A 22154-nucleotide genomic window follows, 5' to 3' on the forward strand; every position below is an offset into this window, starting at 1 on the left:
TTTCGATGCGTATCATGAAAGACCTTCAGGGCCGCGATGCGGCCCTGATTGTTGGGGTAACACTGATCGTGGCGGTTCTGTCGCTTCTGCCGATGGGCAGGCTGCTGGTGGAGCTTGTTGCGCCGCAGGGGCAGTTTTCAACATCGGTTCTGGTTGAGACACTGGGCAGCCAGTCGACATGGGTTGCGACATGGCACTCCCTGCAAATCGGCCTTGGCGGCACATTGCTGGCGCTTGCCTTTGGCATTGCTGCGGCCTTGCTGGTGGGGCTCACCAATATGCGCGGGCGCAATGTCTTCGTGCTTTTCTATGTCACGCCGCTGCTGATCGCACCGCAGGTAACGGCGCTGGCCTGGCTCCAGCTGTTCGGGCCGTCGAGCCAGTTTCTGAAACTCCTCGGCATGGCTCCGCCGCTCGGCAGCCGCAATCCGCTCTATTCCGTCTGGGGCATTATCTTCCTGCTCGGCGTGCAATATGGTCCACTGGTTTTCCTCATCGTGCGGGCGGGCCTGCGCAAGCTGCCGCGTGAACTGGTGGAAGCCGGTTTGAGCGCCGGTGCGAGCAAATGGACCGTGTTGCGCACCATCATATTGCCGCTGATGACGCCGTCGGTCATCGGCGCTGCCGCTCTGGCTTTCGTTTCCTGTGTCGGCAATTTCGGCATTCCGGCCTTTCTCGGCATCCCGTCAAATTATCTCGTCCTGCCGACGCTGATTTATCAGCGCCTTGCCGGGGGCGGTCCGTCGGTTCTGTCGAGCGTTGCCGTATTATCGGTGTTGATCGGGCTGATCGCCATGGCGGGCATCGCAGCGCAGGACTATGCGTCACGCAGGCGCGATTTCCGCATCGTCTCCACATCGCTGCCCGCCGCACCCTTTGCGCTCGGCCGTTGGCGTCTTCTGGCAGAAGCCCCCGCATGGATGATGATCGTCATCGTGCTGCTGCTGCCGCTGATCGGGCTGACGCTTTCGGCGCTGGTCCCGGCCTATGGCGTGCCGCTGACTTTCGCCACCGCGACATTTGAAAATTTCCGCTTCGTGCTCATGCAGCATGGCGGGGCCGCGCGCGCCTTCGGCAACAGCATCCTGCTGTCGCTGATCGCAGCACTCTTTGCGGTTCTCATCGCCGTGCCGCTCGCCTATATGCTGGCCTGGCGCAAGCGGCGCTGGACCCCGGTGCTCAATTTCGCAGCCGAGCTGCCCTATGCGCTTCCGGGCGTCGTGCTGGCCATTGCCTGCCTGCTGATGTTCCTGAAACCGCTGCCTGTGATCGGCGTCAGCCTCTACAACACGCTCTGGATCATTCTTTTTGCCTATCTGGCGCGCTTCTTCGTGCTGGCGCTGCGGCCAACCGTGGCCGGTCTGCATCAGATCGACCGCGCGATGGAAGAAGCGGCACGCATTGCGGGCGCAGGACTTTTCTATCGGCTGCGCACGATTATATTTCCTCTTGTCGCACCGGCGACGCTTGCAGGCGGCGTGCTCATTTTCATGACTGCATTCTGTGAGCTGACGGTTTCAGCGCTTCTCTGGGCGTCGGGATCGGAAACGCTGGGCGTGGTGATGTTTTCTTTTGAACAGGCGGGCGATTCCGCCTATGCGGCTGCCATATCCATTCTGGCCGTTGCGGTGACATTCATGCTGATGCTTGCAACAAATCTGTTTGCGCGGCGTCTTCCAAACGGGGTGCTGCCATGGCGCGACTGAAGATCGACCAGGTATCCAAGACGTTCAACGGGTTTCAGGCCCTGTCCGGCGTGACGCTGGATGTGAATGACGGCGAGTTCGTTGCCATTCTCGGACCTTCCGGCTGCGGCAAGACCACATTGTTGCGCATGATCGCGGGCTTCGAGGAAGTGGACGGCGGCGAAATCCATATTGGTGACAGCTGCGTTTCCCATGCGGGCGGCAATGTGCCCCCGGAAAAGCGGCAGGTCGGCATCGTCTTCCAGAATTATGCGCTCTGGCCGCATATGACCGTGGCGGAAAATGTCGGCTATAGTCTGCGCGTGGCAAAGGTCGCCAAGGCCGAGCGGGAACGCCGGGTGCAAGAAGCGCTTGCACTGGTCGATCTCGATGGATTCGGTGATCGCCGCCCCGCCAATCTTTCCGGCGGGCAACGCCAGCGCGTGGCGCTCGCCCGCTGTCTGGTCGCGGCACCGTCGCTGGTGCTGTTCGATGAGCCGCTGGCCAATCTCGACGTGCATCTGCGCGCCTCGATGGAAGACGAATTCGCCGCCTTCCACAAGCGCACCGGCACGACGATCATCTACATCACCCATGATCAGGCGGAAGCCATGGCGCTGGCCGACCGCATCGCGGTGCTGGATCACGGCAAGCTGCAGCAGTTCGATACGCCGCGCAAACTTTATGAAGAACCGGCGAGCGAAATGGTGGCCTCCTTCATCGCGCATGGCATGGTTCTGCCGGCCGAAGTCGTGTCCTTTGCGCAAGCGGGACATTGCGAAGCGCTGGTGCTGGGCAGCCGTGCGCAGGTGCGTTGTTCGGGCATCGAAATGCCGCGCGCCAATGCGCAGCTTTGCGTGCGCGCCGCCGATCTGAAACTCACCGAAACCTGCGGCATTCCCGTTCGCGTGAAGCGTTCCGTTTATCGCGGCGGCGGTTCGCGCCTTGAGGCTGAAGTCGTCGCCAGGCCGGAAATTGCCTTGCATTTCGAAGTGCGCGATCCCGTCCGGCTTGAGGAGGGTGACGAAGTGCGCATCGCCATTTGCGGCGGCTGGATCATCCCCACCGAGGACATGCCGGTGCGAAAAGCTTCAACCGGCTTTCCAATCGGCAACAAGATCTGAATACGAAAAGGGCGGCTGGAGAAGCCGCCCTTTGCAGTTATTTTTTCTTCATCGCTTCGAGCAAGGCAGCGCCGAAACCGCCGGTTGAGGGCTGTTCCTGCTTGCGCTGCGGCGTGAAGTTTTTGGCAGGCCTTGGATCGCGTTGCGTGTTGTTGCGCGGGGCAGGGGCGTCGCCACCATCTTTGCGCATGGAAAGGCCGATGCGCTTGCGCGGAACATCCACTTCTACCACGCGCACCTTCACCACGTCGCCCGTTTTGACCACTTCATGCGGGTCCTTGATGAAACGGTCGGCCAGTTGCGAGACATGGACGAGGCCGTCCTGATGCACGCCGATATCCACGAAAGCGCCAAAGGCCGCAACGTTTGTGACCGTGCCTTCAAGCATCATGCCGGGTTTCAGGTCCTTGATGTCGTCGATACCGTCGGCAAAGGTCGCGGTCTTGAATTCCGGACGCGGATCGCGGCCGGGCTTGTCCAGCTCGGCAATGATATCGCGCACGGTCGGCAGGCCGAAACGTTCATCTACGAAAACCCGCGGGTCAAGCGCTTTCAGCGCTGCGCTGTCACCCATCAGCGAACGCACATCGCGACCGCAGGCGGCAACGATCTTTTTCGCCACGCCATAGGCTTCCGGGTGAACCGACGACGCGTCGAGCGGTTCGGTGCCGTTCGGAATGCGCAGAAAGCCCGCGCATTGCTCGAAAGTGCGGTTGCCGAGACGCGCAACTTTGAGCAGTTCCTTGCGGTTCTTGAATGCGCCTGCGGCATCGCGATGCGCCACAATGGCCTCCGCAATCGATGTACCAAGGCCCGACACGCGGGCAAGCAGCGAGGCGGAAGCCGTATTGAGATCGACACCAACCGCATTCACCGCGTCTTCCACCACAGCGTCGAGCGCGCGGGCGAGGTGTATCTGATCGACGTCATGCTGATACTGGCCGACGCCGATGGATTTCGGCTCGATCTTGACGAGCTCGGCTAGCGGGTCCTGCAAACGGCGCGCAATCGACACGGCGCCGCGCAGCGAGACGTCGAGCTGCGGGAATTCTGCGGCGGCGGTTTCAGACGCCGAATAGACCGAAGCGCCCGCTTCCGAAACGATGACCTTCAGCGGTTTCGGGGCTGGCATGTCCGACAGCATGTCCACGACGAGACGTTCCGTCTCGCGGCTGCCGGTGCCGTTGCCAATGGCGATCAGCTCTATTCTGTGCTTGCGGACGAGGCTGGCCAGTTCAGCTTGCGTGCCGCGCACGTCGTTTTTCGGCGGGAAGGGATAGACTGTGGTGGTGTCGAGCAGCTTGCCTGTGCCATCGACCACCGCCACCTTGACGCCCGTGCGGATGCCTGGATCGAGGCCCATCGTGGCGCGCGAACCGGCAGGTGCGGCCAGCAACAGGTCTTTCAGATTGCGGGCGAAAACATTGATCGCTTCTTCTTCGGCGCGCTCGCGCAGGTCGCGCATCAGGTCGAGCGAGAGCGACAGCGAAAGCTTCACGCGCCATGCCCAGCCCGCCACTTCCATCAGCCAGCGGTCGCCCGGCAGCGTGCCGCCAATCGCATAGGCGGCGGCGATCTTGCGCTCGACGGGTTTCACGGGCGAGGTGTCGTCGGCGTCGATTTCGATGTCGAGCGACAGAAAATCCTCGTTGCGCCCGCGCAGCATGGCCAGCGCACGGTGACCGGCGACGGTGGCCCAGCGTTCTGAATGATCGAAATAATCCGAGAATTTCGCGCCTGCTTCCTGCTTGCCGTCGACGACACGCGAGCGCAGCACGGCACGGTCCTTCAGATAGTTGCGCAAATTGCCGATCAGTTCGGCATTTTCCGCAAAGCCTTCGGCGATGATGTCGCGCGCGCCATCGAGCGCTGCTTTCACATCGGCGATTTCGCCGGCGACATAGGATGCGGCAATCTCAGCAGGCACAAGGCTGCGGTCGGCAAGGATCGCCTCGGCCAGAGGTCCAAGACCGCGTTCACGGGCGATTTCCGCACGGGTGCGGCGCTTCGGCTTATAGGGCAGATAAAGATCTTCCAGCTCGGCCTTGGTCTGGACATTGGCGATCTTTAATTCCAGTTCGGGCGTCAGCTTTTTCTGGCTGCGGATCGATTCCAGAATGGAGGTGCGGCGCGCTTCCAGTTCACGCAGATAGGCGAGCCGTTCGGAAAGCTGGCGCAGCTGCGTATCGTCGAGCCCACCGGTGACTTCCTTGCGGTAGCGCGCCACAAAGGGCACGGTCGCGCCTTCGTCCAGAAGGCTGATGGCGGCAATTGCCTGTTCCGGCTTTGCGTTGATTTCCGCCGCGATAATCCCGGCAATGCGCTTGGTAATGTCCGCCATGTAGTTTCCAATTCTTAGAGCGCGGTTCGATCTGATTGAATCAGATCGGCGCTCTAATTTTTTGTTTTAACGCGCATCTTGTCCGAAAACCGTTTCACACTTTTCGGGATGCGCTCTAGCTGTCACGCCGAACATAGTCGGATGCCGGTTCGGCGCAATCAAGGCAGTATCGATGTTCCACAGGAAAGGCGTCGGTTTTCGCATTCACGGCGATGTGAACGGAGTGCCTCTTTTTAAATCGGATTCAATCAATACTTATATCGGGAAATGACGATACGCTTTAGAAGATCAGCGAGGTGACTGCGATGTCGGATGTTCAGCCTATACCTCTGGACGAGATACTCAAGGCGCTCGCCAATCCGGTGCGTCTCGACATTTTGAGCTGGCTCAAGAAACCGGAGAATCATTTCTCCGGTCAGCACATGCCTTTGGAGATGGGCGTGTGCGCGGGCCAGTTCGAACGGTGCGGCCTCTCCCAGTCGTCCGTTTCTGCCCATTTGTCCGTGCTGACGAAAGCGGGTTTGATTACACCCCATCGCGTTGGTCAATGGACTTTCTACAAGCGCGACGAGGAGGCGATTGCCGCCTTGCTCAAATCGCTGTCCGATCTTTAATCCATTCCGAAACGATCTTTCCCACTTGAAGGAAATGCATCCATGGCCACCTTGTTCGATCCTGTCACCGTCGGTGATCTGAAGCTTGCCAATCGCGTTGTGATGGCGCCGCTGACGCGCAATCGCTCGCCACGCGCTGTGCCAAACGACCTCAACGTCACCTATTATGAACAGCGCGCAAGTGCCGGTCTCATCATCACCGAGGCAACGCCGATCAGCCATCAGGGGCAGGGCTATGCCGATGTGCCGGGCCTTTATTCCGATGAGCAGCTTGCCGGTTGGAAGCGCGTGACCGATGCTGTGCACAGCGCAGGCGGCAAAATCGTCGTGCAGATGTGGCATGTAGGCCGTATTTCGCACAACACCTTGCAGCCGAATGGTGGCAAGCCGGTTGCTCCGTCCGCGATCACCGCCAAGTCGAAGACCTATTTGGTTCATCCCGATGGCACGGGCGAATTTGTGCCAACCTCCGAGCCGCGTGCGCTTGATAAAAGCGAGCTTCCGGAAATCGTAGCCACCTATGCCAAGGCTGCAAAGGATGCTGTTGAAGTGGCTGGTTTTGACGGTGTGGAAATCCATGCGGCCAATGGCTATCTGATTGACCAGTTTCTGCGCTCGGGCAGCAATCACCGCACCGATGAATATGGCGGTTCCATAGAAAACCGCGCCCGCTTCCTGTTCGAAGTCGTTGATGCAGTGACGAAGGCGGTCGGTGCCGGAAAAGTTGGCATTCGTCTTTCGCCGGTGACGCCAGCCAATGATGCGTCAGATTCCGATCCGCAGCCGCTGTTTGACTATGTGCTCGAAAAGCTTGCCTCTTACGGACTTGCATATGTTCACATCATTGAAGGTGCGACGGGTGGCCCGCGGGATTTCCAACAGGGGCCGCAGCCTTTTGATTATGCGCGTCTCAAGCAGGTTTATCGCGATGCGGGCGGTAAGGCTGCATGGATGGTCAACAACGGTTATGACCGTGCGCTCGCCGAAGAAGAAGTTGAAAGCGGTCGCGCTGACGTTGTGGCCTTTGGCAAGCCGTTCATCTCCAATCCCGATCTCGTTCGCCGTTTGAAGGATAACTCACCGCTCAATGAGCTGGATCAGCAGCATATGTATGGCGGTGGCGCCAAGGGATACACGGATTATCCTATCCTTGCCTGATCGTAAAAACTGAAAAAACCGGGATTTGATCCCGGTTTTTTGTTACAGACGCGCCCGTGTCGAGCGTGGTGTTGCCAGCAGAAGGTTGGTTTCGCTGGCTTTGATGCCTGGTACCAGCCGGATGCGCCGCAGAACTGCATCAAAATCGGTGAGTGTGGCAGCGCCCAGTTCCACCACAAGGTCGAAACGGCCGTTGGTGGTGTGGACAGCCGAAACCTCCGAGAAGCCGCCCAGCGCCTTGACCACACGGTCGGCGACATTGCCTTCGATTTCGATCATCATGATGCCACGTACCGGCAGATCGACCGCGTCCGAGCGCAGGATCACCGTGTAGCCGATGATGTCGCCGGAATTTTCCAAACGCTCCATGCGCGCCCGCACGGTGGCCCGCGAAACGCCGAGATCGATTGCAATATCCGAAATGCTGCGTCGTCCATTGTGGCGCAAAAGCGTAATCAGCTTTTCATCCAGATCGTCCATGCTTTCTCCATTTTGAAAAGCCAATCCGACATTTTGATAAACCAAACCGTTAAAATTGCCAATACGGTTGCTTCACATCGCCAAGCGTAAATGGTCAATCTAGGGGGACGGAGCGGTTCCAGTTAAGACGGAATCGTGGAACCGCTCCATCTTTTTGTTTTGACGCATTTGCCTCACGCAAAACCGCTTCGCACTTTTGCTGGAAATGCTTTAATTTCTCTGGAGAAGCACTTTATGCATTGCAAGATTTTGGGATTGCCTGTTCAGGAAGGCACTGGTCGTCTGGGCTGCAATATGGGCCCTGACGGTTATCGTGCCGCTGGCATTGCGGATGCAATTCGCGAACTCGGTCATGAGTTTACCGATCTGGGCAATCTGGCCCCCGCCGAACTGCGCCCGCTGACCCATCCCAATCCTGTGATCAAGGCTTTGCCGCAGGCGGTCGCCTGGATTGAAGCAATCAGCGAAGCTGCTTATCGTGAGAGTGAAGAAGGTTTTCCGATCTTCCTGGGCGGCGATCATCTGCTTGCTGCCGGCACCGTTCCGGGTATCGCGCGCCGTGCCGCAGAAAAAGGTCGCAAGCAATTTGTGCTGTGGCTCGATGCGCATACAGATTTTCATACTCTGGAAACGACGGGCAGCGGCAATCTGCATGGCACGCCTGTTGCCTATTACACGGGACAGAAGGGCTTTGAGGGTTATTTCCCTGCGCTGGCAGCACCGATTGATCCCGCCAATGTTTGCATGATGGGCATTCGCAGTGTTGATCCGGCAGAACGTACTGCGATCAAGCAGACCGAAGTTGCCGTCTATGACATGCGCCTCATCGACGAGCATGGTGTGGCCGCGCTGCTGCGCCGCTTTTTGCAGCGCGTGAAGGACGAAAACGGCCTTCTGCACGTCAGCCTTGATGTCGATTTCCTTGAACCTTCGATTGCGCCCGCTGTCGGCACCACGGTTCCCGGCGGCGCGACCTTCCGTGAAGCGCATCTCATCATGGAAATGCTGCACGACAGCGATCTGGTGACAAGCCTCGATCTTGTTGAACTTAATCCGTTTCTTGATGAACGCGGACGTACCGCAACCGTAATGGTTGACCTGATGGCGAGCCTTTTGGGCCGCAGCGTCATGGACCGCCCAACTATCAATTACTGAATTCAGGAGGCTGCATTGTTGCGACGCCAGATGTCGTCTGTCTGGCCGCAAATGCTTTAGGAGTGATAATGACCCAACCCAACCTCAATATCGTCCCTTTCGTCAGTGTCGATCACATGATGAAGCTGGTGCTTTCCGTCGGCGTCGAGACCTTCCTCAAGGAACTTGCCGATTATGTGGAAGAGGATTTCCGCCGCTGGGAAAGTTTCGACAAGACGCCGCGTGTTGCGTCGCATTCCGATGAAGGCGTGATCGAGCTGATGCCGACAAGCGACGGTACGATGTACGGCTTCAAATATGTGAACGGTCATCCGAAGAACACGCGCGATGGTCTGCAGACGGTTACGGCTTTTGGAGTTCTTTCGGATGTTGGCAGCGGCTATCCGATGCTTCTGACTGAAATGACCATTCTGACAGCGCTGCGCACGGCCGCAACTTCGGCAGTCGCGGCCAAGCATCTTGCGCCAAAGAATGCGCGCACGATGGCGATCATCGGTAACGGCGCACAGAGCGAGTTTCAGGCCCTGGCATTCAAGGCCATTCTCGGTATCGACAAGCTGCGTCTTTACGATATCGACCGTACGGCTTCGGAAAAATGTGCACGTAATCTCGAAGGTGCAGGTTTTGACATCGTGATCTGCAAGGATGTCGAGGAAGTGGTCGAGGGTGCGGACATCATCACCACCGTAACCGCCGACAAGCTCAATGCGACGATCCTGACCGACAACATGGTTGGCGCTGGCGTACATATCAACGCGGTCGGCGGTGACTGTCCCGGCAAGACCGAACTGCACGGCGATATTCTCCGCCGTTCGGATATCTTCGTCGAATATCCGCCCCAGACACGTATTGAAGGCGAAATCCAGCAGCTTCCGGAAGACTATCCTGTCAATGAATTGTGGGAAGTGATTACCGGCAAGACTGAAGGCCGCAAGGATGCGCGTCAGATTACGCTGTTCGACTCGGTCGGCTTTGCGACGGAAGACTTTTCGGCCCTGCGCTATGTTCGCGACAAGCTGAAGGATACCGGCCTCTATGAGCAGTTGGACCTGCTTGCCGATCCGGATGAGCCACGCGATCTCTATGGCATGCTACTTCGCCATGAGAAGCTGCTTGAGGGCGAAAAGACCAAGCCAGCGGCCTGATCTTCACGGCGACGCTCGCTCTCAGCGGTTATGCGCCATCTGTTGCAGCCTTGCCGCGCTTGATGTGCGGCAGGGCAATGCTTTCGCAATCACAGCGATAAACCCTTGGTGCCGTGCGCAATTTCCATTATTGCAGGATGTTGTTTCTGCAATGGGGTGCATTGGGCATGGGCGATAGGGTGGAAGACGAAACATCCTTTGAGCAATCGGTAGATACTGTGCGGTCGGCCGCCAGCCCTGTCGTCTTCTGCGACACGCTGGGCCTTTATCAGGCTCCCGTTGGCCAATCTCGCGACACAGTTGTTATCTTTGCGAGTCCCTGGGGGCTGGAAGAATTATGCACGACCCGCAAATTCTGGCGCATCATCGCTGACGAACTTTCGGCGCGCGGCATAGCTTCTTTCCGATTTGACTGGCCCGGCACGGGTGACGGACGAGACGACATCGATTTTTCCAAAGGACTGGAACTCTGGCGAAATACGCTGGTGGACGCTGCTCGGAAAGCGCGTGACCTGTCAGGTGCAAGCCGCGTTGTCGTCATCGGGCAGAGCCTTGGTGCAGTCGTTGCTGCCGAAACTGCGGCACGGATCGACGGCATTGCGGCATTGGCGCTTCTGGCACCGGTTATTTCAGGACGGTTCTACACCCGTGAACTGGCCGTCTGGTCGAGGATGGTCGATGCTGATCTGGGACTGACAGACGAGCAAAGGATCAAGAACAGCATTTCCATCGCATCGCTGACGATGCAGCCCGAGGTGGCTGCCGATGTGAAGAAGATTAATCTTTTGTCGCTGGAGACGAAGCCGGCGCCCCATTGCCTTTTGCTGGCGCGGACGGATCGTCCGAACGATGCCGAACTGGCGGCACATCTGGAAAAGCTCGGTGTGGATGTGACGGTTGAAGCTTTTGCCGATTACGACAAGCTGATTTCGAATCCGGTCATCTCGCGCCTGCCGCTGGAGATCGCAGACCGGCTTGCCGATTGGGTGGCGGGTCGTGCGGGTTCAAGGCCGGCACAGAACAAGTCGGATGAAAGTGCCCTCGGCGGCACTTTGACGGGCGACGGCTTTGTCGAAACACCCGTTTCTTTCGGTTCCGGCAATCGCCTTTCCGGCGTTCTTTGTGCACCTCTGGGCGAACGGCGCGGCAGGACGGTTATGTTTCTGTCGTCATCCTATGACCGGCGTGTCGGATGGGGGCGCACGAGTGTTGATATGGCGCGCAGGCTCGCGCAGGACGGGATAGCATCCCTGCGTTTCGATATTGCCAATGCTGGCGATAGCCCGCCCAATCTGGGCATGCCTGAACAGGTGCTTTACACCCATGGCCCGGAGGCCGATGTTGCCGAAGCCTTAGATTATCTGGACGCAATCGGCTGGGGGCGCCCTGTCGTCGCAGGACGATGCAGCGGTGCCTTTCTGGGGTTCAACTGTGCCCTGAAAGACGAGCGTATTTCGGGCGCGGTTCTCGCCAATCCAGTGACGTTTTACTGGGCGCCGGGGCGCTTGGTCGATGATGCCGTTCGCGAAGGCAATCGTACGCTGGAAGATTATGGCAGTCGCGCACTCCGCATTGAAACATTCCAGCGTCTCTTCCGCGGTGAACTGGATATTCGTGTCATCCTGCGCAACCTCGCGCGCGGGGTCGTCGGGCGTTTTCGCGGCCTGGCGCGCAAACTGCTACGCAGCCGGACTGTTGAGGGACGTGCGGTCTATTCGGCGTTTGACGAATTGAAACAGCGTCAAGTGCCGCTAGCGCTGGTCTATGCCGAAAAGGATACCGGGCGCGAGTATTTCAATTTTTATTTCGATCAGGTGGGTACTCGCGTGCAGGGTTTCGACAATGTGTCGGTCACCGTCATTCCCGATGCCGATCATAATCTGACGCCGGAACATTCACGTGAAATCTATATCGACGCGATCCGTTCCGTCGCTCTGAAATAGTCAGAACCACACGATCCGCGATGAACCGGCGATGCGGATTTCACCCGATGGTTTCTCCGGTGTATCGTTTCGAGAAATGAGGGCAACGCGTTTCGTCGCGTTGGGAGCAAGATGAAACCAGTTGTCTGCCGCCCGCCAGTCACCCGCATCGATGCTGACGGATTGGGCCAGAACCGGCGTTTTCAGATCGAGAAACCAGTTTCCGTTTTCTTCAACGGGCTGGGCTTCGATAGCGGCGTCGTGAAAGGCTTTCGTCCGTCCAAGCGGAAAGTGAAATGCCTCGGCAACCGTAATATCATTACGCTTCAATCGCGCGACCGTCACGTCATGCGCCGGAGGGCCAAACCGATAGGCATAAGTGACATCGAAGAAGGCACCGAACAGATCTGTCGCCGGAATGGTGATGGCGGAACGGCCAGCCATTGAAAGATCGCGGCGACCGGAAACCACCGGCTGCGAACTGGCGCGCAGGCAGGCCAGTTCAAGCGAAAGATCAACGGATTCCGCCTGCTCGTTCAGAATATGAATCGCGAGGCCGTTGACGCCCTCATCGGTGAAGGCGATCTGCTGCGGGCGGAAAGCGCGTTTGAGGCCATGCCACGAAGCCTTGGGTTCGCCTGTCGCATCGATCATGCCCCAGCCGGCGCCGGGCAACAGGTCCTGAAACATCCAGAGAAGCGCGCCGAAACAGGTGCTTCCCGGCCGTCTCCATTCGGCAAAGGTCGCTTCCATCACTTCAGCAGTGACAGCGCGCGAAAGGTGGAGATACTGTTCCACATCCTCGCGCCGCAGACGCGCCGGATCGTAACCGTATAACATCTCCAGATAGCTATCCCGCACATCCTCGAAATCCCAGGATACGCCGCGATCACGCGGCACGCGCGACTTCCAGCGCGGATCGTGAACCGGCGGCGTATCTAGATGGGTTTTCAGCGTGCGCGTTTCGGGCACGTTGGAGAAGGCGAGACATTCGGTCGCAAAGTGCACGTCTGCCCGCCGCGCATCTTCCAGCGGACGGCAATAGGCGCTAACGCCGTAATAATGGCTGACACCTTCATTACTGATGAAGGGCAGGGCGCCGTTGCAGGGCGAATTCGGCACATAGGGAATGTTCGGGCATAGCGCGTTTGCGATGCCGGGCAGGATTTCCTCGGTCAGCGGACCTTTCCAGGTCGCTTCCGGCAGGCCCATCATCGCGCCCTGCTGGTAGATTTCGCTGCCGCCGCAAAGAACCGTCAGCGATGGCGCATGTCCGATGGCGGTGAGAAGCTGACGCGCTTCGGCCTGTACATTCCCGACAAATGCCTCGTCCTTCACCGGATAATCGAAATTGGCGAACATGAAGTCCTGCCACACCATGATGCCCAGTTCGTCGCAAAGCGCGTAGAAATCCGGTGTCTCGTAGGTGGTGATGCCGCTCAGGCGCAGCATGTTCATGCCCGCTTCCTGCGCGAGCTTCAGCCATGGTTCGTAATCGTCGCGTGCGCCGGGAAGGCGGACGATATCTGCGGAGCTCCATACTGCGCCGCGGCAAAATATCTTCTCGCCATTGATCCTGAGCGCAAATCCCTTGCCGTCCGACCCGTGGTCAACCTCAATGCGGCGAAAGCCGGTGCGCCCCAGCGATCGGATTTCTCCGTCGAGAGAAAGTTCAATATCGTGAAGCGTAGGATTGCCATGCGTATGCGGCCACCATGGCTCGATATGGCAAAGTGTGAGCCTTGCCGTCCACTGATCATCGGTCTGGCGTTCGCAGGCGACCTGTTGCCCCGCACAATGGAGGGTGGGCGTTGCGGCCTTACCGCTATAAGTAAAACTGACCTGAAGTTTGCCATCGCCGGTTTCGGTCAGCATTGCCTGAATGGCGATGTCGGATATGGCTTCAGCATCGGGATGGCTGATTGAAATCGGACGCCACGGACCTGCAGCATGCACTTGCGGACACCAGCCCGGCATATAACCAAGCGCGGTCGTGCGAATGAGGCGCAGCCCCTGTGTATTCATCAGTTGCGTGCGCCAGCGGGCACGCGGGCCTTTTTGGGCGAGACGGGGCGCAAGCGCACGAAAACAGAGCACAAGCTCGTCCTTGCCGGTCAGGGTGACGGGCAGATTATGGCCAAGGAACATGCTGTCGGTCTGCAACAGCAATTCGCCATTGAAAAAGACGTCGCATATCGTGGCAAGCCCGCCGAAATGAAGCGTGGCGGGGCCGGGCGTCTCCTCAAGATCGAGGAAATACCAGGCATCCTGATTGTCGAGCGGTACGGGGTTTTTTCGGTCGAAACGCCCGGCTTTTTCAAGCGCTTCCGCCACCGTTCCGGGTACAGGAGCATCATCGATGCTGCCGCCGGACTTGGCGTGATGCGGTGTTTGCGCCGCATCCGGGCCGGTGATGACGAGCCGCCACCCGGCCTGAAGTGGGCGGCGGGTCGGATTCAGTTCAAGCCGCATCGCGACCCATTTCCGTTGCAAGCGCCGCCATCAGCCGATCCCACGCATCTGCCGCCGGTTGAAGCGTTCCGGCCAATGCATCGAACTTTTTGCGCATGACGGCACGGGCCAGCTGGAACTGAACAGCCTTTGCCGTTTCCGCAATTTGCAAGGCGTCTGCCGAGGCTGTTGCAAAGCGCCTGCCTTGCCCAAGCCAGTCGAGATGACTTGCCGCGAGTTCGAAATTCGCGCCGAGCTGGCGCAGCGTGTTGAACGCATATTTATGGAAGAAGCCGAACGGGCGTTCCGCGATTGCTTCGACCTGAGCGGGGAACACGCTGGCAAAGGCGCGGATCGGGTTTTCCTTCGGCCTGCGGGCAAAATGGCGCGGCAGAAGAATTTCGGCGACGCGTCGCTGATGCGCTTCATCCGGCACAATCTTCGGAAACTTGGCGAATTCCGTATAGGGCAGGAAGGGGAGGTCAGCGTCGGTCAGATGACGCTGGAAGACCCCGTCGAAATCCTCGCCTTCCAGATGATAGAAACCGCCATTATGGAAATAGTCGAGCGAACGGTTTTGAACATCCATGCGATTGATGGCGATGGTCGTCTTGCCATGTTCCGTGCGGTAGCTGACGCCATGCGTATCCGGCATGAAGTAGCTGTCCATCTCAACCATGCAGAGGCGCCCCCGCGCTATCTGTTCCGCGACATGGCTTTCCACACGATCAAAAATTGCAAGCTCCGTCGCCCGAACGCCATAAAGGGCTTCGAGGTCTTCCAGCGGCACCTTGAAGAAGGTGAACTGGTCGCCCTCGAAATCCTGTGTCAGCGTGAAACCGAGCATGGCTTCCGGAGCGACACCCAATGTTGCCAGTACTTCGATCCAGAGATCGACATAGCAGTTGGTTTCCGGCCAGATACGCGTCTGGGCATGCAAAGCGTGCGGCGTATAACGGTCGGGCGCGATGTTCGGAAAAACTGCCTGCATGGTCGCAATCAGCCCCACAGTTCCTTGCGTACATTTTCCGGCCAGATTTCAACATCCAGGCCGTGATGATGGAAGAGCGCCAGCGCGATGCGCTCCAGCCCAAACCCTACGCAGGCCGTGTGAGCAACGGCGCCGTCATCAAGCGAGAGGCCCCATTTCACGCCGAACTGGTCCTGATGATAATTGAAACTCATGCAGGCAGTCGGCTTTTCGACGCTGGTGATCGGGATCAGCAGTTCGAATTTCAGGTTCTGGTCGCGCTGGTTATTGACCAGCATCTTGCCCGCACGTCCGAAGAACGGATCGTTGGCGACGTCGATTTCGACCGGCAGGCCTACCTTCTTCATCATCTCTGTGCCACGGTCGATCCAGAGCTGGCGGAACGACATCACATCGGCTTCCGTACCCATGCGCACATATTCACGCATGCGGAAGAGCTGCTGGCGGGCAGGGTCGGTCGACGGTTCATGGCGGAAGCAATAGGATTGCAGGTCGTAAAGCCCGCCGCCCTGCGGCAGCGGCCCGCGCTTGGCGACTGTCGGATAGAGCGGATAGCAGGCAGCAGGCGTCAGCACGATGTCCGTCGCCTTCTGCTCCAGCGTCCAGTCCGAGCCTTCATCCATGCATTTGATGAGGTTGACGTGGTCAAGCTCACAGCCGCAAAAGCTGTGCACGGTGCCGGCCAGTTGCGGGAAGCTTTTCATGTAGCCGCTTTTTTCAAAGAAAGCGCGGTTCATGCCGGGCGGGAAGCGGATCGCTTCGGCACCGTCATTGCCGCCGGTGCGGTCGATCAGGCGTTCAAATGCCTGGATGACATCTTCGAACTGGCCGGAGCGTCCGTAAAGTCCTTCCACGCCGGTGTCGATCAGGAGACCGGAATCGAAAAGCCGGTCGAGAAATGATCTTTGAGCATCCATGGCGATTATCCCAAAAGGCTGGTGTTCTGTTTGTGAATGAGCAGCATGGTGGCCGTATTGCCGAGAATGCGCTCGTTTGAAATCATCAGCTGCGCGGAATGCGCGTCGCGCAGATGGCGGCCAAGGCTGAAAGGCGTGCCGTTCTTGTAGCCCATGATGCCGCAGACCAGCATGGCGTGGTTGATGATCTGAAGGATCGTCTGCGACGCGGTAACCTTGAGGTTGTTCATCGCAATCGCAAAGCCCATCGAGGCCAGCTTGTCGGGATAGTTCTTGGCTTCACGATAGGTCTTGAGACAGGCAATGATTTCGGATTTCAGCATCTGCAGCATGTTGGACGCTTCGGCAACACGTAAGGCGCCCGGCTGCGGCGCGCCCGGATTGCGCTTCGCGGCGGCGCGCACGAATGCCTGCGCCCGGTTGACCGCATCGACGGCGATGCCATACCAGAGCGAGCTCCACAGCGTATGCGACTGCGCCAGCATGGATTGCGCTGCGATTTCAGCGAAGGGATGTGGCAGGATCTGCACCTTGTCGGCCTCGCCGCGAAACACAAAGCCTTCCGAGCAGGTGCCGCGCATGCCGAGTGTATCCCAATCATGGGTCTTTTCGAGCGTGTACTGGTCTTTCAGGAACACGGTCATTACCTGATCCGACGACGCGGCGTCTTTGTGCGAGCGCGATGTGATCAGAATGGCATCGGCATAGGTGCCATAGGAGATGACGGTTGCGTTCTTTTCCAGCCGACAGATATCGCCCTCGACCTCGATGGCGCAGATCGAGTTGCGCAGATCGCCGCCGATGCCGCCTTCGGTCGTCGCCGAAGCCAGCAGAAGCTGGTCTTTCGCAATTCTGCGCATGAATTCCCGATGCCATTCAACCGTCTGGCCGTGCTCCACCAGGCTTGAAAGCTTGATGTGATGCATGGCGAAGATCATCGCGCTCGATGCGCAGGACTGGCCGAGAATGCAGCACAGTTCCGCAATCTGGTCGATTTCCGCGCTCTCGCCACCGAGTTCACAGGGCACCTGAATGCCCAGCAGGCCTTCGGCCTTCATCGCATCGATTGCTTCACGCGGGAAGCGGCCTTCCTTATCGACGCTATCGGAAAATTTACCCGCTATGGCCGCAACGCGGCCCACGCGCTCTGAAAGACTGTTCCCCGCCCCGGCATTCATTATGCAGCCTCTTTGTCTTTGAGAATCTGGGTGACCGTCTGTTCGATGGCCTTGATGCTCGCGAAAGACTTGCGATTGAGATACTGGTCCGGAAATTCGATGTCGAACTTGTCTTCCAGACCGAGCATGAGCTGTACCGAGGCAAAAGACGACAGTCCTGCGCTGTAAAGATCAGCGTCGTCGGCAATGTCCGTCACCGGGCCTGGCAGGCCGCCGACCTTGGCCAAAAGTTCGCGAATGGATTCATTCATAGTTTAACTCCTTGCATATACGCTCAAGTCGAAGCTTCGCGTCTGGGTTGACGCGATAAACGATCGATCGAGCTTTCAAAAAAGCTGCGGCAACTGTTCGAAATTCTGCCCCTTTATGCAAGTGATATGTTGCGAATATTAGTGACATCGCAAACACACCAACGTGCGTTTGGCCTTTTGTGCTCCCGCAAGCCTTTATTTTCTGTTGACGTGACTGAATTACAGCCCACCTATTCTGTGGATGTGCTTATATAGTTAAATATTCGATGACAAGATATGTTGCATTGCGCGCATGGGTTGCGTGCAATTTTGGTTAAATCGGACGGCGTGAATGCCGTGGCGCGGAAATCTGGCCCGTGTTGGTGGCGATTGCCATTTCAAAACTGTCGGCAATGCGTCGAGCCCGATCAATAAAGATGATCGCGGCTTCCGGAGGGAATATTTCACGCGCAGTTTTCTCGAAAAGATCAAGCCAGCGGTCGAAATGTTCGTTCTTCAGCCCCAGCTTGAGATGCGGCGCCATGGGACGCCCTTCATAATTGCCGGTCTTGAGGATAACCGACGACCAGAATGCAGCGATCTGCGCGATGTGATGATCCCAATCTTGAACCGCTTCGGCGAAAATCGGTCCAATGACCGCATCTTCGCGCGCCCGTCCGTAGAAGGTGGCCACCAGCTTTTCAATGGAGGCCGGATCAATGGACGGATGAGGCTGATTGATGAGAACGGTCATGATCGCTTTTTTATGTTTCGCGCCGGAAGGCGGACTCTGAGGCGGATATAGTCGCTGGAAGGGCTGCAATCCAGTGAAGTATTGCCGCATGGTCATCAACTTCCCGTTGGCGAAGCCGTTGCCACGATTTAATAATCTAACTGTCTAATATAGTTGAGGGAGAGATGAATGCGGGTGTTTCTGCTTGCGGGTCTGTTGACCCTGGCGACAACCGGGGCAGGCTTTGCCGCTTCGTGTGAACAGAATTTCAAGTCCGAGGGTGTTCCATTCGTAACTGCGATTAGCTATCGCTCGACACAAAGCTTTGCCGGTGTGAAATCATCGACAGCCTTGCAGCGTCTGGCGCAAGCCGTCGCAGCAGAAGGGTTTTCGGGCATCAAGATCAACAAGCAGCTCGCTTCCATAGACGCTTTTCAGGAAACGACCGGCTCGGGCCGTATCCAGACCTTGCGCGTCACCGTGCGGGCGCAGGGTAAGGGCACTCGTGTCGACGCGATCTTCAGTATTCAGGCGGGGCAGGCGACCAGCAAGTCGGTCGTGCGCGAAGGACTTTGCCGCATCATCGCTGCCGCAGCGAATTAAAACTTATAGCCTGATGGTTATTGCCGTCAGGCTATCTTCTGCATCAATTCGATACGATTGCCGAACGGATCGTGGATGTAGCAACGCTCATAACCTTGAAGTGGCTCTTCCATGATAGTTTTGATACTTTCTCGCGTCAGATGCACGATCATTTCGTGCAAATTATCGACCAGAAATGCAGGATGTGCCTTTCGTGCGGGCGAGAAAGGGCACTCCACACCCAGATGAAGCCTGATTGCTCCATTCTCAAACCAGCATCCACCGCGCGCCGCCAGATTGTCGGGTTTGGGAACTTCCGCAAAGCCGAGTGTCGAGCCATAGAAATCGCGCGCTTTCTGCTCCTGACCTTCAGGCATTGCTAATTGAATATGATCGAGCGCGAGGATGTGCATGACTGTGCCGACGCTAAATAATGACGCGCACAACATAAAGCGCACGGATAGCCGGTCAAGCTATGTGAATATGGCACAAATGTCTGGAGAAGGAGAGCGATGGTAGCGGAGGAGGGATTCGAACCCCCGACACAAGGATTATGATTCCTCTGCTCTAACCTACTGAGCTACTCCGCCACGCGTCGCTTTACAGAGACAACTTCATGATCGCCGTTTCCGGTGGGACAAATCGTTGTTCCTGCAAGGAATGGCGGCGGTATATGTGCGGAATGAAATGCTGTCAAGCACTCTTCGCATAGCTTTCGTCTTGTTTTCTATCATTTGCACCGATAAGGAACTTTGCATCAGCAAAGGCATGGTTTTATGGCACCTCGTATTGCGGTTTTGGGTTGCGGCTATTGGGGCGGCAATCACATTCGTACCCTGAAGAGCCTCGGTGCCCTTCAGGCAGTCTCGGACTCAAGGGCAGAACAGGCGCAACGCTTCGCGACCGAGTTCGATGTTCCCAGTGTTCCTGTCGAAGAATTATTCACGCGTTCGGACATTGACGGCATCGTCCTCGCGTTGCCGGCGCAGTTTCATTCACAATATGCCATTCAGGCGGTGAAGAACGGCAAGGACGTTCTGGTCGAAAAGCCGATCGCGCTCGACATTCCGGCTGCGGAAGCCGAAGTGGAAGCTGCCCGCGAAAACGGTCGCGTGTTCATGGTTGGCCACGTGCTGCGTTTCCATCCGGCCTTCGAAAAGCTTCTCGACATGGTGAAAAGCGGCGAACTCGGCGACATTCGCTATGTGCATTCGCATCGCGTCGGGTTCGGCAAGTTCCACAACGAGTTCGATGCCCTGTGGGATCTTGCGCCGCACGATCTTTCGATGATCTTGGCCATCACCGGAGAAGAGCCCAGCGCGGTTCGCGGAGAGGGCGTCGCGACGCTTGATCACCTCACCGACATAGCCCATCTTCATCTCGAATTTCCCAATGGCATTCGCGGCCATCTGTTTGCGTCGCGCCTGAATGCCTATCGCGAGCGCCGCCTGACAGTCACTGGCACAAAGGGCATGGCCGTGTTCGACGACGGCGAGCCATGGGACCGCAAGCTTGCGCTCTACCGCCATGAAGTCTGGCGGGAAAACGACCAGTGGTCTTTCAAATCCGTCGAGCCGGTCTATATCCCGGTTGAGGAAGGCATGCCGCTGACACGCGAATTGCAGCATTTCATGGAATGCATCGAGACGCGCGAAAAGCCGCGTACCGATGGCAAGGAAGCGATCAGCGTGCTACGCATTCTCACGGAAGGTACTGTTCGGCACCCGCGTTAAAAAGGGAGCCGGGCGGTCCGTGTGAGCTGCGTCAAGCGGTGTTACAGGAATCGCAAAACTTTGAACGCTCTGGCCATAGCGGGGCAGGGCGCAAGCGAATAAATAGGTTGCCGAGGATTCGCATATCCATTTGTGCGGTCCAGATATATTGGAGCCAACATGCAGTTTATTGATCTTGGAGCGCAGCGCGCGCGTATCGAAGACCGTCTCAATGCCGCCATTTCCAAGGTTGTTGCGGAAGGCCGTTATATTCTTGGACCGGAAGTGGCCGAATTCGAAAAGAAGCTCGGCGAATATCTGGGCGTGGAGCATGTCATCGCCTGCGCCAATGGTACCGACGCCCTGCAGATGCCTCTCATGGCGCGCGGCATCGGCCCCGGCGATGCAGTATTCGTTCCGTCCTTCACCTTTGCTGCCACGGCGGAAGTTGTTGCGCTGGTCGGCGCAGAGCCAGTGTTCATCGATGTCGATCCGAATAGCTACAATCTGAATATCGAACAGCTGGAAGCTGCCATCGCCGCCACCGCCAAGGAAGGCCGTCTGCAGCCAAAGGCGATCATCCCGGTCGATCTGTTCGGTCTGGCTGCCGACTATAACCGCATCAGCGCCATTGCTGACCGCGAGGGCCTGTTTGTCATCGAGGATGCTGCGCAATCCATCGGCGGCAAGCGGGACAATGTCATGTGCGGTGCCTTCGGCCATGTCGGTGCGACGAGCTTCTATCCGGCCAAGCCGCTCGGCTGCTATGGCGACGGCGGTGCGATGTTCACCAATGATGCGGAACTTGCCGACACGCTGCGTTCGGTCCTGTTCCACGGCAAGGGCGAAACCCAGTACGACAATGTCCGCATCGGCATCAATTCGCGTCTCGATACGATCCAGGCCGCCGTCCTTCTGGAAAAGCTTGCGATCCTGGAAGACGAAATGGAAGCACGTGACCGTATCGCCAAGCGCTACAATGAAGCGCTGAAGGATGTCGTCAAGGTTCCGGCGCTTCCCGCCGGCAATCGTTCGGCCTGGGCCCAGTATTCCATCGAGAGCGAAAACCGCGACGGCCTGAAGGCGCATCTTCAGGCGGAAGGCATTCCTTCGGTCATCTATTATGTGAAGCCCCTGCATCTGCAGACCGCATACAAGCACTATCCGGTTGCGCCGGGTGGCCTTCCGGTTTCGGAGAGCTTGCCGAACCGCATTCTGAGCCTGCCGATGCATCCTTATCTGTCGGAAGCCGATCAGGACAAGATCATCGGCGCCATCCGTGGTTTCCACGGCACGAAGGTGTGATGAGACTTCCAGTCTGTCTGATGAAGAACCCGGCGAAAGCCGGGTTCAGGCTGCTGACAAACCCGTTGATATTTTTCGGCGGGTTTTGTTTTTTAGGAGGGGCCGCGTTTTGCGACAGCGTTTGCGCGATGTTGCAAGTGGCCGCAGCCGCTCATGCGGTGGCTGCCCCTGGCGCTTTGTTCAGCGCCATTGCGATCTTCTTGATATTCTGTGCTGCGGCCTGCAGCAGACATTGGCAGGCGACGCGGACAAGGCCTCGAAAGCGGGCGTAGCGGTGGCCGTGCAGCTGCTTGGCGTCGGCAAAGGATCGCTCCACCGTTTCCTTGCGCCGCTTATAGATCGCTTTTCCCCAAACTGTGAGACGCTGGGCGTCAGTGCGTTGGCGGGCGTCCTGCCAGACATGCCGGGTGATGGTGCGGATGGCCTTGGCG

20 protein-coding genes and 1 tRNA gene are annotated in these 22154 nt (G+C 57.9%); 10 read left to right on the forward strand and 11 right to left on the reverse strand.

The features are described 5' to 3' along the window. Nucleotides 1–5 precede the first annotated feature (5 nt). Nucleotides 6–1706, forward strand: coding sequence for an ABC transporter permease (locus JNC70_RS14215; RefSeq protein ID WP_104754251.1), 1701 nt, complete (start codon nucleotides 6–8; stop codon nucleotides 1704–1706). After that, complete coding sequence (locus tag JNC70_RS14220; RefSeq protein ID WP_104754250.1) at nucleotides 1694–2809, forward strand: ABC transporter ATP-binding protein; 1116 nt, start codon at nucleotides 1694–1696, stop codon at nucleotides 2807–2809. Before JNC70_RS14215 ends, JNC70_RS14220 begins: the two co-directional genes overlap by 13 nt. Nucleotides 2810–2846: 37 nt before the next feature. Here JNC70_RS14220 and JNC70_RS14225 read toward each other — a convergent pair whose 3' ends face one another. Further along, complete coding sequence (locus JNC70_RS14225) at nucleotides 2847–5150, reverse strand: Tex family protein (RefSeq protein WP_104754249.1); 2304 nt, start codon at nucleotides 5148–5150, stop codon at nucleotides 2847–2849. Nucleotides 5151–5455: 305 nt separating this feature from the next. On the opposite strand from JNC70_RS14225, the gene JNC70_RS14230 reads away from it, so the two are divergent. Both JNC70_RS14230 and JNC70_RS14235 read left to right on the forward strand, forming a co-directional pair. After that, nucleotides 5456–5764 carry an ArsR/SmtB family transcription factor gene (locus JNC70_RS14230; protein ID WP_104754248.1) on the forward strand — a complete coding sequence of 103 codons (309 nt, stop codon included), beginning with the start codon at nucleotides 5456–5458 and terminating at the stop codon, nucleotides 5762–5764. A gap of 42 nt (nucleotides 5765–5806) precedes the next feature. After that, the gene (locus JNC70_RS14235; RefSeq protein WP_104754247.1) at nucleotides 5807–6922 is read left to right on the forward strand and encodes an alkene reductase; all 1116 of its coding nucleotides are present in this window, start codon (nucleotides 5807–5809) and stop codon (nucleotides 6920–6922) included. A gap of 42 nt (nucleotides 6923–6964) precedes the next feature. Here JNC70_RS14235 and JNC70_RS14240 read toward each other — a convergent pair whose 3' ends face one another. Then, a complete protein-coding gene (locus JNC70_RS14240) occupies nucleotides 6965–7402 on the reverse strand; it encodes an Lrp/AsnC family transcriptional regulator (RefSeq protein WP_061345848.1) in 438 nt (145 codons plus the stop codon). A 234-nt stretch (nucleotides 7403–7636) separates the two neighbouring features. On the opposite strand from JNC70_RS14240, the gene rocF reads away from it, so the two are divergent. The 3 genes from rocF to JNC70_RS14255 all read left to right on the forward strand — a co-directional run bounded on the left by rocF (nucleotide 7637) and on the right by JNC70_RS14255 (nucleotide 11645). Continuing rightward, nucleotides 7637–8557, forward strand: coding sequence for an arginase (gene rocF / locus JNC70_RS14245; RefSeq protein WP_104754246.1), 921 nt, complete (start codon nucleotides 7637–7639; stop codon nucleotides 8555–8557). 68 nt (nucleotides 8558–8625) lie between these two features. After that, nucleotides 8626–9702 carry an ornithine cyclodeaminase gene (gene ocd, locus JNC70_RS14250; RefSeq protein WP_104754245.1) on the forward strand — a complete coding sequence of 359 codons (1077 nt, stop codon included), beginning with the start codon at nucleotides 8626–8628 and terminating at the stop codon, nucleotides 9700–9702. A gap of 167 nt (nucleotides 9703–9869) precedes the next feature. Beyond that, nucleotides 9870–11645 (forward strand): alpha/beta fold hydrolase, encoded by a 1776-nt coding sequence (locus tag JNC70_RS14255; RefSeq protein ID WP_104754244.1) that lies wholly within the window; start codon nucleotides 9870–9872, stop codon nucleotides 11643–11645. Here the strand turns inward: JNC70_RS14255 and JNC70_RS14260 are convergent, their stop codons facing one another. From JNC70_RS14260 to JNC70_RS14285, 6 genes are all read right to left on the reverse strand, one after another. Next, the gene (locus JNC70_RS14260) at nucleotides 11646–14096 is read right to left on the reverse strand and encodes a glycoside hydrolase family 2 protein (RefSeq protein WP_104754243.1); all 2451 of its coding nucleotides are present in this window, start codon (nucleotides 14094–14096) and stop codon (nucleotides 11646–11648) included. It abuts the gene before it with no gap. Further along, nucleotides 14086–15066, reverse strand: coding sequence for a DUF1839 family protein (locus tag JNC70_RS14265; protein WP_167394018.1), 981 nt, complete (start codon nucleotides 15064–15066; stop codon nucleotides 14086–14088). The genes JNC70_RS14260 and JNC70_RS14265 overlap by 11 nt, the downstream gene beginning before the upstream one ends. A gap of 8 nt (nucleotides 15067–15074) precedes the next feature. Then, the gene (locus JNC70_RS14270; RefSeq protein WP_104754241.1) at nucleotides 15075–15983 is read right to left on the reverse strand and encodes an amino acid--[acyl-carrier-protein] ligase; all 909 of its coding nucleotides are present in this window, start codon (nucleotides 15981–15983) and stop codon (nucleotides 15075–15077) included. 5 nt (nucleotides 15984–15988) lie between these two features. Then, nucleotides 15989–17161: an acyl-CoA dehydrogenase family protein gene (locus tag JNC70_RS14275; RefSeq protein WP_104754240.1), complete on the reverse strand. Its 1173-nt coding sequence runs from the start codon at nucleotides 17159–17161 to the stop codon at nucleotides 15989–15991. Further along, on the reverse strand, nucleotides 17161–17412 hold the full coding sequence (locus JNC70_RS14280) for an acyl carrier protein (RefSeq protein WP_104754239.1): 252 nt from the start codon (nucleotides 17410–17412) through the stop codon (nucleotides 17161–17163). Before JNC70_RS14280 ends, JNC70_RS14275 begins: the two co-directional genes overlap by 1 nt. A gap of 313 nt (nucleotides 17413–17725) precedes the next feature. Further along, on the reverse strand, nucleotides 17726–18145 hold the full coding sequence (locus tag JNC70_RS14285) for a group III truncated hemoglobin (RefSeq protein ID WP_104754328.1): 420 nt from the start codon (nucleotides 18143–18145) through the stop codon (nucleotides 17726–17728). 168 nt (nucleotides 18146–18313) lie between these two features. On the opposite strand from JNC70_RS14285, the gene JNC70_RS14290 reads away from it, so the two are divergent. Then, nucleotides 18314–18727, forward strand: a complete 414-nt coding sequence (locus tag JNC70_RS14290; protein ID WP_104754238.1) for a hypothetical protein — start codon at nucleotides 18314–18316, stop codon at nucleotides 18725–18727. 26 nt (nucleotides 18728–18753) lie between these two features. Here JNC70_RS14290 and JNC70_RS14295 read toward each other — a convergent pair whose 3' ends face one another. Beyond that, complete coding sequence (locus JNC70_RS14295; protein WP_104754237.1) at nucleotides 18754–19119, reverse strand: VOC family protein; 366 nt, start codon at nucleotides 19117–19119, stop codon at nucleotides 18754–18756. Between the two features lie 100 nt (nucleotides 19120–19219). Beyond that, nucleotides 19220–19296 (reverse strand) — tRNA-Met (locus tag JNC70_RS14300). A gap of 186 nt (nucleotides 19297–19482) precedes the next feature. On the opposite strand from JNC70_RS14300, the gene JNC70_RS14305 reads away from it, so the two are divergent. Together JNC70_RS14305 and JNC70_RS14310 are read left to right on the forward strand one after the other, a co-directional pair. After that, complete coding sequence (locus tag JNC70_RS14305; protein ID WP_104754235.1) at nucleotides 19483–20439, forward strand: Gfo/Idh/MocA family protein; 957 nt, start codon at nucleotides 19483–19485, stop codon at nucleotides 20437–20439. Between the two features lie 159 nt (nucleotides 20440–20598). After that, nucleotides 20599–21723, forward strand: coding sequence for a DegT/DnrJ/EryC1/StrS family aminotransferase (locus JNC70_RS14310; RefSeq protein WP_104754234.1), 1125 nt, complete (start codon nucleotides 20599–20601; stop codon nucleotides 21721–21723). A gap of 151 nt (nucleotides 21724–21874) precedes the next feature. On the opposite strand, the gene JNC70_RS14315 is transcribed toward JNC70_RS14310, so the two are convergent. Beyond that, nucleotides 21875–22154, reverse strand: a 280-nt coding sequence (locus tag JNC70_RS14315; RefSeq protein WP_374788650.1) for a transposase, incomplete at its 5' end; no start/stop codon positions are given.

Origin of the sequence: Brucella oryzae (assembly GCF_041929965.1) — a bacterium.
Classification (GTDB): Bacteria; Pseudomonadota; Alphaproteobacteria; order Rhizobiales; family Rhizobiaceae; genus Brucella; species Brucella oryzae.

Excerpts from the sequence above, each read along its gene's own strand:
- JNC70_RS14275 (WP_104754240.1), bottom strand. The coding sequence starts at position 17,161 with ATGAATGCCGGGGCGGGGAACAGTCTTTCAGAGCGCGTGGGCCGCGTT.
- rocF (WP_104754246.1), top strand. The coding sequence starts at position 7,637 with ATGCATTGCAAGATTTTGGGATTGCCTGTTCAGGAAGGCACTGGTCGT.
- JNC70_RS14265 (WP_167394018.1), bottom strand. The coding sequence starts at position 15,066 with ATGCAGGCAGTTTTTCCGAACATCGCGCCCGACCGTTATACGCCGCAC.
- JNC70_RS14220 (WP_104754250.1), top strand. The coding sequence starts at position 1,694 with ATGGCGCGACTGAAGATCGACCAGGTATCCAAGACGTTCAACGGGTTT.
- JNC70_RS14295 (WP_104754237.1), bottom strand. The coding sequence starts at position 19,119 with ATGCACATCCTCGCGCTCGATCATATTCAATTAGCAATGCCTGAAGGT.
- JNC70_RS14230 (WP_104754248.1), top strand. The coding sequence starts at position 5,456 with ATGTCGGATGTTCAGCCTATACCTCTGGACGAGATACTCAAGGCGCTC.
- JNC70_RS14285 (WP_104754328.1), bottom strand. The coding sequence starts at position 18,145 with ATGACCGTTCTCATCAATCAGCCTCATCCGTCCATTGATCCGGCCTCC.
- JNC70_RS14225 (WP_104754249.1), bottom strand. The coding sequence starts at position 5,150 with ATGGCGGACATTACCAAGCGCATTGCCGGGATTATCGCGGCGGAAATC.
- ocd (WP_104754245.1), top strand. The coding sequence starts at position 8,626 with ATGACCCAACCCAACCTCAATATCGTCCCTTTCGTCAGTGTCGATCAC.
- JNC70_RS14260 (WP_104754243.1), bottom strand. The coding sequence starts at position 14,096 with ATGCGGCTTGAACTGAATCCGACCCGCCGCCCACTTCAGGCCGGGTGG.
- JNC70_RS14215 (WP_104754251.1), top strand. The coding sequence starts at position 6 with ATGCGTATCATGAAAGACCTTCAGGGCCGCGATGCGGCCCTGATTGTT.
- JNC70_RS14310 (WP_104754234.1), top strand. The coding sequence starts at position 20,599 with ATGCAGTTTATTGATCTTGGAGCGCAGCGCGCGCGTATCGAAGACCGT.
- JNC70_RS14305 (WP_104754235.1), top strand. The coding sequence starts at position 19,483 with ATGGCACCTCGTATTGCGGTTTTGGGTTGCGGCTATTGGGGCGGCAAT.
- JNC70_RS14240 (WP_061345848.1), bottom strand. The coding sequence starts at position 7,402 with ATGGACGATCTGGATGAAAAGCTGATTACGCTTTTGCGCCACAATGGA.
- JNC70_RS14290 (WP_104754238.1), top strand. The coding sequence starts at position 18,314 with ATGCGGGTGTTTCTGCTTGCGGGTCTGTTGACCCTGGCGACAACCGGG.
- JNC70_RS14255 (WP_104754244.1), top strand. The coding sequence starts at position 9,870 with ATGGGCGATAGGGTGGAAGACGAAACATCCTTTGAGCAATCGGTAGAT.
- JNC70_RS14270 (WP_104754241.1), bottom strand. The coding sequence starts at position 15,983 with ATGGATGCTCAAAGATCATTTCTCGACCGGCTTTTCGATTCCGGTCTC.
- JNC70_RS14280 (WP_104754239.1), bottom strand. The coding sequence starts at position 17,412 with ATGAATGAATCCATTCGCGAACTTTTGGCCAAGGTCGGCGGCCTGCCA.
- JNC70_RS14235 (WP_104754247.1), top strand. The coding sequence starts at position 5,807 with ATGGCCACCTTGTTCGATCCTGTCACCGTCGGTGATCTGAAGCTTGCC.